The following is an 8,027-nucleotide window of genomic DNA, read 5'->3' as shown; positions in this document are numbered from 1 at the left end:
GCCGGGCGCGGCGCCTCTCGCCGGCTTCGCGAGCGCGAGCAGGGTCACGGGTCCCACCAGCACGGGCCGGGTGCGGAAGCCGTCCTCGGCCGCCTCGCGCACGAGGTCGACGAGCCGGCCGGCGTCGGCCCGGAACGCCCTGCCCTCGTCGATCTCGGGCACGAGGTAGTGGTAGTTGGAGTCGAACCACTTCGTCATCTCGAGTGGGGGCTCCGTCGCGGATCCGCGCGCGAGCGTGAAGAGGGCGTCGAGGCGACCGGCGGCGTCGGTCGCGCTCAGGTCGCCGAACCGGGCGGGAACGGCCCCGATCGCCAGGGCGGTGTCGAGCACGTGGTCGTAGAAGCTGAACGACTCGGGGATCGCGGAGTCGTCGCGGCCGAGCCCGAGCTCGGCGAGGCGGGCGCGAACCGCCCGGCGGGAGTCGGCGGCGGCGGCCTCGAGGGCCGGGGCGTCGATCCGCCCGGCCCAGTAGGCCTCGACGGCCCGCTTCAGCTCGCGGCGGCGCCCGATGCGGGGGTAGCCGAGGATCGTGGCGGAGGGGAAGTCGGTCATGCGGGCTCCTTGGTGTGAATGAGGCCGAGGCGGTGCAGCACCTCGAGCACGGCGTCGGACTGGTTGAAGGTGTAGAGGTGCAGCGCGGGTGCGCCCGCGGCCAGCAGGGCCTCCGCGAACGCGGTCGCGTGCGCGATCCCGATCTCGCGCTGGCCCTCGACGGTGGGCTCGATCTCGAGCGCGATCGCGAGGTCGCGGGGCTCGTCCTCGCCGGAGAGCTCGAGCGCCCGCCGCAGCCGGGCGGGACTCGTCACCGGCAGCACGCCGGGCACGATCGGGATGGTCACGCCCCAGCGCCGTGCTCGCTGGACGAAGGCCACGTAGTCCTCCGGGTGGAAGAACAGCTGCGTGATCGCGAGCTCGGCGCCCGCCACCTGCTTCGCGAGCAGCGCGTCGAGGTGGTCGGTGCGCCCCCGCGCGTCCGGGTGGCCGTTCACGAACGCGGCGACCGCGACGTGGGCGCGGGGCCGGTCCTCGCCGATCGACTGCACGCCGGGGAGGCCGGGCAGCGGATGCAGCGCCCACGGCTCCCGCTCGGCCTGGACGCGGTGGATCAGCTGCACGAGCTCCGCGGCGGAGCGCAGGTCGGTCGGCCCGGCGTCGTCGCGGCGGTCGCCGCGCACGGCCAGGAACCGATGCACGCCGTCGTCGAGGAAGCGGCGCACCAGGGCCGTCGCCTGCGCGTGCGACGAGCCCGCGCAGGTGAGATGCGCCATCACCTCCACCCCCGTGCGGGCACGCAGGAGCCGGACGAGGTCGAACGAGGCGTCGGTCCCGGAACCGGCCGCCCCGAACGTGACCGAGAACCAGCTGGGCCCGGTCGCGGCGAGCGCGTCGAGCGCCGCCGGCAGGGCGGCCGCCGCCGCGGGCGTGCGCGGCGGGTAGAGCTCGAACGAGTGGGGGACACGGGGCACCGGCATCTCGTTCGACCTCCTTCCCGCTCGCTCCTCACGGACGCGCGCGGCAGCGCGGATCCGCAGCGGGCGCCGGGCTCGGCTGTCGCTGACCGTCCGGGCACTCCGGACGTGACCTTCGAGAGTAGGACGTCCGGCCCGTTCTCGGGAGGGGCAGTGACGCCTGGTTACGCCCCGTCAGGCGGGCCGGAGGCGCAGCGCCGACCAGGTGCCGTCGATCGCCACCTGGCGCACCGGCTGCGCGCCCCGCTCCGTCGCGGCCGCGGCCAGCCGGTCGCGGTTGAGGTCCGTGCCGAGTGCGCCGCCCTTCGGGTAGGCGATCCAGCTGAGCCGGTCCTCGCGCGCCGCCGCCAGCGCGACCGACGCATCCTGGCCGTCGAGCTCGGCGCCCGTCCGCACGAAGACGAGCACCGCGGCGCCGTCCGGATCGGTGGGCAGCCCCCCGAGGTCGACGTCGCCCGGAGCGCCGAGGACGGCGAGGAGCTGGCCGGGGGCGAGCTGCAGCTTGCGGGCGAGGTCCATGGCGTCGAGCATCCCAGGTCCGCCGGCAGCGAACCCGCGCCCCGGGCCCTCCGCCCGGCGGGATGCTGCTCGCATGGACGACGCATCCCTCCTCGACGCCTACTCCCGCACCGTGGTCGGCGTGGCCGAGACCGTGCTGCCGAGCGTGGCGAGCCTCGCCGTGCGCACCGCGCGCGGCGGCGGCGCCGGCAGCGCGACGGTGGTGGCCGACGGGGGCGTGCTGCTGACGAGCGCCCACGTCGTCGCCGGCGCGAGGACCGCCGAGGCCGACTTCCCGGACGGCACGACCGTGCAGGTCGACGTGGTCGGCCGCGACACCCTCTCCGATCTCGCCGTGCTGCGCGCCCGCGGCCCGGTGCCACCGCCGGTCGAGCTCGGCGACGCCGCACGCCTGCGGGTGGGGCAGCTGGTCGTCGCCTTGGGCAACCCGCTCGGGCTCGCGGGCAGCGTGACCGCCGGCATCGTGTCGGCGCTCGGCCGGTCGCTGCCGACGACGAGCGGGCGGGTCGTCGACGAGGTCATCCAGACGGATGCGGCGCTGAACCCGGGGAACAGCGGCGGCGCGCTCGCCGACGGATCCGGGCGGATGGTCGGCGTGAACACGGCCGTCGCCGGCATCGGGCTCGGGCTCGCGGTGCCGATCAACGCGACGACGAGGGAGATCATCCGTGGGCTGCTCGCGAACGGCCGGGTGCGCCGCGCCTGGCTCGGGATCGCCGGCGCCCGGATCCGGCTCGCCCCGCAGCTCGCCGCCCGCATCGGCTCGCCGACCGGGCTGCAGGTGGCCGACGTGATCGGCGGCAGCCCCACTGACGGGGCCGGGCTGCGGCGCGGCGACGTCGTGGTGGCCCTCGCCGGGCGACCCGTCCGCACCGTCACGGAGGTGCAGGCGCTCATGGTGGAGGGAGCGATCGGCGTGCCGGTCGAGATGACGGTGTGGCGCAACGGGGCCCTCGTCGACGTGATCGTCGAGCCGCGCGAGCTGCAGGAGGCCGACCGCGGCTGACCTCGCCCGGCTCCGGCAGCAGGGTACGGTGACTCCGGAAGCGAGGTACCGCGTGATCTGGGGCACCGACGGATCCGGCAGCGGCGCGCGCCGGCTGCCGATCTCCTGGCGACGCCTCGGCACGCGGCTCTGGGCCGCCTCCGTCGGCGGGGCCACCGTCGCCACGGTCGAGCGCGGTCGCCGGTACACGCTGATCGGCCCGGGCGGCGACGTGCACGGGCGGTTCCGGACGCTCGAGGGCGCGATGGCCGCCGTCCACCTCGCCGGACCCGCGATCGAGGAGCCCGCGGCGATCCACGGGGCCGTCGTGGAACGCGCGCTCGTGAGCGTGACGACCGCGTTCGGCCTCGGTGCGGTCGCGGTCGTGGGCTATGCGATCGCCGCCGGGCTCCTCTGACCCCCGTGCACCCCACCGGGGCCGAGCATCCGGTGGGAAACCGGCGCCCTCCCGCCTGACCGCCCGGGGCCCTTCGTAGCGTGGGCGCGACGGGAAGGGGCCGGATGCGCGTCGTGGTGGTCGGAGCGACCGGGAACGTGGGGCTCGGCGTGCTGCGCCGGCTGCAGCGGGAGGCGGGGGTGGAGATCGTCGGTGTCGCCCGGCGGGTGCCCGCCCCCGACGCCCCGGCGCCGTACGCGGGGGTCTTCTGGCACGCCATCGACGTCGCGGCGGACAGGGCCGTGCGCGACCTCACCCTCGCGTTCTCGGGCGCCGACGCCGTCATCAGCCTCGCGTGGCTGCTCCAGCCGAACCACGACGAGCGCGTGCTCGCCGCCACGAACGTCGGAGGCCTGCGGCACGTGCTGCAGGCCGTCGCCGCGGCCGGTGTGCCGCAGGTGCTCGTCGCGTCGTCGGTCGGCGCCTACAGCCAGGGGCCGAAGCGGCGCCGCGTGGACGAGACGTGGCCGACCGGCTCGATCGCGAGCTCGCACTACGGCCGGCACAAGGCCCGCATCGAGCGGATGATGGACGTCTTCGAGCGCGACCACCCCGACGTCGTGGTCACCCGCATGCGTCCGGGCCTCGTCATGAACCGGCGTGCCGGGGCGGACCTGATCCGGCTGTTCGTCGGCCCGCTCGTCCCCGTGCGGTGGCTCACCCGGGTGCCGCTGCCGGTCCTGCCGATGCCCCCGCGCGCCGTCTCCCAGGTCGTGCACGTCGACGACCTGGGCGACGCCTTCTGGCGTGCCGTCGACCGGCGGGCGGGCGGCGCGTTCAACGTCGCAGCGGAGCCGGTCGTCGGGCCGGACGAGGTCGCGGAGGTGCTCGGCGCGCGATGGGTGCCGATGCGGATCGCCCCGGTCCGCGGCGCGATCTGGCTGGCCTGGCAGCTGCATCTCATCCGCCTCGACCCCGGGTGGCTCGACATCGCGACGAGCGTGCCCGTCATGTCGACCGAGCGCGCCCGCGCCGAGCTCGGGTGGGCGCCGACCGTCGATGCGATCGACGCCCTGCGCGAGGCGATCCGCGGGGTCGCGGACCACGAGGTGGAGGCCGCCTCGCCGCACCTCGGGCGGCGTCCGCGGCCGCCGATGGCGCAGTAGCGGGCGCACCCCGTCGGGGGCTCCGGTCAGTGGTTCAGCGAGGCCATGCCCTGCGGGGCGTAGCGCTCGCCGGCGACGGATCCCGACGGGGCCACCTCGTCGATCCGCGCGAGGTCCTCGTCCGTCAACGCCACCTCGACGGCCGAGACGTTCTCCTCGAGGTTCGCGATGCGGCGCGTGCCGGGGATCGGCACGACGTCGTCGCCCTGGGCGAGCACCCAGGCGAGGGCCAGCTGCGAAGGGGTGACGCCCTTCTCGTCCGCGATCGCGACGACCCGGTCGAGCAGGTCGAGGTTCTTCGTGAAGTTCTCGCCCTGGAACCGCGGGCTCGTGCGGCGGAAGTCGTCCTCGGCGAAGTCCTCGACGGATCGGATGCGTCCCGACAGGAAGCCGCGCCCGAGCGGCGAGTACGGCACGAAGCCGATGCCGAGCTCGCGCACGGTGGCGAGCACCTCGTTGTCCTCCACGTCCCGGGTGAAGAGCGAGTACTCGGTCTGCACGGCCGTCAACGGCGCCGCCGCGTGCGCGCGCCGGATCGAGGCCGCGGACGCCTCGCTGATGCCGAGGTGCCGCACCTTGCCGGCCTGCACGAGTTCGCCGAGGGCGCCGAAGGTGTCCTCCACCGGCACGTTCGGATCGACGCGGTGCTGGTAGTAGAGGTCGATCACGTCGATGCCGAGCCGATCGAGGGAGGCGTCGACCGCCTTGCGGAGGTAGTCGGGGGAGCCGTTCACCCGGCCGGTGCGGGCACCGTTCTCGTCGATCTCGTTCCCGAACTTCGTGGCGACGACGACGTCGTCGCGACGGTCCGCCAGCGCCGTGCCGACGAGTCGCTCGTTCGTCCACGGCCCGTAGACGTCCGCGGTGTCGAAGAAGGTGATCCCGAGGTCGAGGGCCCGCCGGATCGTGGCGGTCGACTCCGCGTCGTCGTGCGCGCCGTAGAAGGCGCTCATCCCCATGCATCCGAGTCCTTCGGCCGAGACCACGAGGCCCTGACCGCCGAGCGTGCGCTGCTCCATGTGTGCGTCCTTCCGTCGACGACCAGGTCTACTGGAGGCGGCCTGGACGGAGGATGCGCACCGGCAGAATGAGGGGATGCGCGCCGACCCGGAGGCCCTCGCCGACCGGCTCGAGGACCTGGCCGCCATGCGCCCGCGGGTGCTCGCCGGCATCGCCGGGGCGCCCGGCGCGGGAAAGTCCACGCTCGCGGAGACGGTGGGCGCCGCGCTGTCCGCGCGCGGCGTGCCCGTCGCGATCGTGCCGATGGACGGCTTCCACCTCGCGGACGTGGCCCTCGACGCCCTCGGCAGGCGTGGGGCGAAGGGCGCGGTGGACACCTTCGACGGCGCCGGCTACGCGGCGCTGCTCGCCCGCATCGCGGCCGGCGGCGAGACGGTGTGGGCTCCCGCTTTCGACCGGGAGCTGGAGCAGCCGATCGCCGGCAGCATCGCGGTGCCTGCGGCGACAGGCATCGTGATCACGGAGGGCAACTACCTGCTGCTGCCGCATCAGCCGTGGGCGCGCATCCGCCCGCTCCTCGATGCCGCCTGGTATCTGGATATCGACCCGGCGGTCCGCTATTCGCGGCTCGTCGAGCGGCATGTGCGATTCGGCAAGAGCCGACCGGCCGCCGAGGCGTGGGTGCACGATGTCGACGAGCCGAATGCGGCCACCATCGCGCCGACCGCGGCGCTCGCCGATCTCCTGCTCCTGGCGGAATGAACCGGCGCCACCGCATCGGCGGATAACCGCCGGCGCCGGCTGCCCGGTGATATGCGGGCGACCGACCGGCGCGCAGGCGGCTCCGGCTGCTGCGCCGACTCACCTCGGCATTCCGAGGGCGCCCACGGCTTATCACGGTCGTCACCGATCGGCGCGACGCCCTGGAAAGCGGGGACGCCGCCGCCGGGCGGCCCGCGGGACGTCGAATGCCGTCCCCGATCGTCCCGCGAGGCTCGTGGAGGCGGAAGCGATGTGCCTGCCGATCCGCTCCCGTCGACCGGATCGGCGCGACGTGCGGCCCCGGCCGCCCCGGAACGACGGGGATCGAGGGTGCAGCGGCGCTCACGCAGGGGTCGCGGCTTTCGGTGTCCGTGTTGAGCACGGCTCTCGAATGGTGAAAGCGCGAAGAAAACACACAACACGCGCATTCGATGCGGAATTCGTCGAATTCTTCGCTAGACTCTCGCCGAACACCGGACCTGCTCCGGTGCGTCCCGTGATCGCAGACCAGGAGAAGATCCTCACCAATGGCTCAGAAGTACATCGTCCAGCTCGTCGACGACCTCACGCAGCAGCCGATCGAGGACGGCGAGGGCGAGAGCGTGCGTTTCGCTCTCGACGGCGTCAGCTACACCATCGATCTCACGAGCGACCACGCTGCGGAATTCCGCGGCTCGCTCACGCCCTACGTCAATGCCGCGCGAAAGGCCGATGTCGCGGTCAAGGCGAAGGCGTCCACCTCCTCGCGGGCCCCGAAGGGCGACCTGAAGGTCATTCGTGAGTGGGCCAACAAGAACGGCTTCACGGTCTCGAGCCGTGGCCGCATCCCCTCCGATGTCCAGGCCGCGTACAACGCCGCCAACTGACCGGATCGAACAGCACCGGATCACGCAGGCGATCCACCGCCGACCGCGCGCGGGCCGATGACGTCCGCGCGCGGTCGTGCATCCGGGCGAGGGCCGTCGCCGACGCCCGGGCGGTCCGGCGCGTCGCGTCGCGTCCTCGTGGCCCTGGCCGTGATCCTCGTCGGCCTGGTGGCCGTCGCGACGCTGCTCCTGGCCGCCTTGGGGACTCGGTTCGTATCCTGACCCGATGATCTCCCGCGCGCTCGCCCTCCGGCTCCGAGAGGCGGGGCTCGTCTGGCGCCCGGCCGCCGGCGACCGCTTCCAGTTCCTGTCCCACGACATGGACGCCACCGGTACGGAGCTGTTCACGGTCAGCGACATGACGATCGAGGCGCACCAGTACCCGACGGGCACGGTCCTCGGCTTCAACGGGACAACCGAGTGGGCGCTCGACTCGGTCGCGATCGAGGACGCGCTCTGGTTCCCCCGCGAGGACCAGCTGCGGGAGGCGCTGCGCGCCACCTTCACGAGCCTCGAGCGCGGCGACGACGGCCGCTGGCGGGTCGTCACCGTGTTCCGCGGCGAGCAGCGGGAGCATGTCGCCGACACCGCCGAGGACGCCTACGGCCTCGCCGTGCTCGCCGAGGTGGGGGATGCCACCGGCTGATGCTGACGATCGCCGCCGTGGCGACCGGGCTGGCCGCGGTCGCCGGGATCGCTGCCTTCCTGCTCGCCCCTGACCGGGTCGCGGCGCCGCCGCCCCCGCCGCAGGACGAGGGGACCGACGACCGCGACGCGGACCGCTAGGAGCTCGGCTGCACGGGCACCGGGGCGGTGTCCGGCACGGGGCCGGCGTCCCTGCCGCGCAGATCCGGCGTGACGCGATGCGCGAGCGCCGCCGCCGCGAGTCCCGCGGCCGCGAGG

General features: G+C 74.3%; 10 protein-coding genes and 1 pseudogene. 7 read left to right on the top strand and 4 right to left on the bottom strand.

Features of this window, described 5'->3' with window-relative positions; genetic code table 11:
* From JWQ92_RS06045 to JWQ92_RS06035, 3 genes and pseudogenes are all read right to left on the bottom strand, one after another.
* A pseudogene (locus JWQ92_RS06045) lies at nt 1–552 on the bottom strand (5-methyltetrahydropteroyltriglutamate--homocysteine S-methyltransferase); the annotation flags it as partial.
* Nucleotides 549–1,472 (bottom strand): methylenetetrahydrofolate reductase, encoded by a 924-nt coding sequence (locus tag JWQ92_RS06040; protein ID WP_297343566.1) that lies wholly within the window; start codon nt 1,470–1,472, stop codon nt 549–551. The pseudogene JWQ92_RS06045 and the gene JWQ92_RS06040, both read right to left, overlap by 4 nt.
* 171 nt (nt 1,473–1,643) lie before the next feature.
* The gene (locus JWQ92_RS06035; protein WP_297343565.1) at nt 1,644–2,000 is read right to left on the bottom strand and encodes a hypothetical protein; all 357 of its coding nucleotides are present in this window, start codon (nt 1,998–2,000) and stop codon (nt 1,644–1,646) included.
* A gap of 61 nt (nt 2,001–2,061) precedes the next feature.
* On the opposite strand from JWQ92_RS06035, the gene JWQ92_RS06030 reads away from it, so the two are divergent.
* From JWQ92_RS06030 to JWQ92_RS06020, 3 genes are all read left to right on the top strand, one after another.
* On the top strand, nt 2,062–2,994 hold the full coding sequence (locus JWQ92_RS06030) for a trypsin-like peptidase domain-containing protein (protein WP_297343564.1): 933 nt from the start codon (nt 2,062–2,064) through the stop codon (nt 2,992–2,994).
* Between the two features lie 28 nt (nt 2,995–3,022).
* Entirely contained in the window at nt 3,023–3,391 is a 369-nt protein-coding gene (locus JWQ92_RS06025) for a hypothetical protein (protein WP_297343563.1), read from the top strand.
* A gap of 104 nt (nt 3,392–3,495) precedes the next feature.
* Nucleotides 3,496–4,536, top strand: a complete 1,041-nt coding sequence (locus tag JWQ92_RS06020; RefSeq protein WP_297343562.1) for an NAD-dependent epimerase/dehydratase family protein — start codon at nt 3,496–3,498, stop codon at nt 4,534–4,536.
* A gap of 26 nt (nt 4,537–4,562) precedes the next feature.
* Here the strand turns inward: JWQ92_RS06020 and JWQ92_RS06015 are convergent, their stop codons facing one another.
* Nucleotides 4,563–5,555 (bottom strand): aldo/keto reductase, encoded by a 993-nt coding sequence (locus JWQ92_RS06015; RefSeq protein WP_297343561.1) that lies wholly within the window; start codon nt 5,553–5,555, stop codon nt 4,563–4,565.
* A gap of 76 nt (nt 5,556–5,631) precedes the next feature.
* Here JWQ92_RS06015 and JWQ92_RS06010 point away from each other — a divergent pair, with 76 nt between their 5' ends.
* From JWQ92_RS06010 to JWQ92_RS05995, 4 genes are all read left to right on the top strand, one after another.
* A complete protein-coding gene (locus JWQ92_RS06010; protein WP_297343560.1) occupies nt 5,632–6,258 on the top strand; it encodes a nucleoside/nucleotide kinase family protein in 627 nt (208 codons plus the stop codon).
* Nucleotides 6,259–6,785: 527 nt separating this feature from the next.
* Nucleotides 6,786–7,124, top strand: coding sequence for an Lsr2 family protein (locus tag JWQ92_RS06005; RefSeq protein WP_297343559.1), 339 nt, complete (start codon nt 6,786–6,788; stop codon nt 7,122–7,124).
* 226 nt (nt 7,125–7,350) lie between these two features.
* Nucleotides 7,351–7,770 (top strand): pilus assembly protein CpaE, encoded by a 420-nt coding sequence (locus JWQ92_RS06000; RefSeq protein ID WP_297343558.1) that lies wholly within the window; start codon nt 7,351–7,353, stop codon nt 7,768–7,770.
* Nucleotides 7,770–7,910: a hypothetical protein gene (locus JWQ92_RS05995; RefSeq protein ID WP_297343557.1), complete on the top strand. Its 141-nt coding sequence runs from the start codon at nt 7,770–7,772 to the stop codon at nt 7,908–7,910. The genes JWQ92_RS06000 and JWQ92_RS05995 overlap by 1 nt, the downstream gene beginning before the upstream one ends.
* Nucleotides 7,911–8,027: the final 117 nt, after the last annotated feature.

This window comes from Amnibacterium sp. (genome assembly GCF_025463795.1).
GTDB lineage: Bacteria > Actinomycetota > Actinomycetes > Actinomycetales > Microbacteriaceae > Amnibacterium.
Note: the sequence above shows the minus strand (reverse complement) of the source record. Positions and strands in the feature narration are given on the sequence as shown.

Bases quoted from the DNA above. Each gene is read 5' to 3' on its own strand.
- JWQ92_RS06035 (WP_297343565.1), bottom strand. From the start codon at position 2,000: ATGCTCGACGCCATGGACCTCGCCCGCAAGCTGCAGCTCGCCCCCGGC.
- JWQ92_RS05995 (WP_297343557.1), top strand. From the start codon at position 7,770: ATGCTGACGATCGCCGCCGTGGCGACCGGGCTGGCCGCGGTCGCCGGG.
- JWQ92_RS06015 (WP_297343561.1), bottom strand. From the start codon at position 5,555: ATGGAGCAGCGCACGCTCGGCGGTCAGGGCCTCGTGGTCTCGGCCGAA.
- JWQ92_RS06000 (WP_297343558.1), top strand. From the start codon at position 7,351: ATGATCTCCCGCGCGCTCGCCCTCCGGCTCCGAGAGGCGGGGCTCGTC.
- JWQ92_RS06010 (WP_297343560.1), top strand. From the start codon at position 5,632: ATGCGCGCCGACCCGGAGGCCCTCGCCGACCGGCTCGAGGACCTGGCC.
- JWQ92_RS06005 (WP_297343559.1), top strand. From the start codon at position 6,786: ATGGCTCAGAAGTACATCGTCCAGCTCGTCGACGACCTCACGCAGCAG.
- JWQ92_RS06040 (WP_297343566.1), bottom strand. From the start codon at position 1,472: ATGCCGGTGCCCCGTGTCCCCCACTCGTTCGAGCTCTACCCGCCGCGC.
- JWQ92_RS06020 (WP_297343562.1), top strand. From the start codon at position 3,496: ATGCGCGTCGTGGTGGTCGGAGCGACCGGGAACGTGGGGCTCGGCGTG.
- JWQ92_RS06030 (WP_297343564.1), top strand. From the start codon at position 2,062: ATGGACGACGCATCCCTCCTCGACGCCTACTCCCGCACCGTGGTCGGC.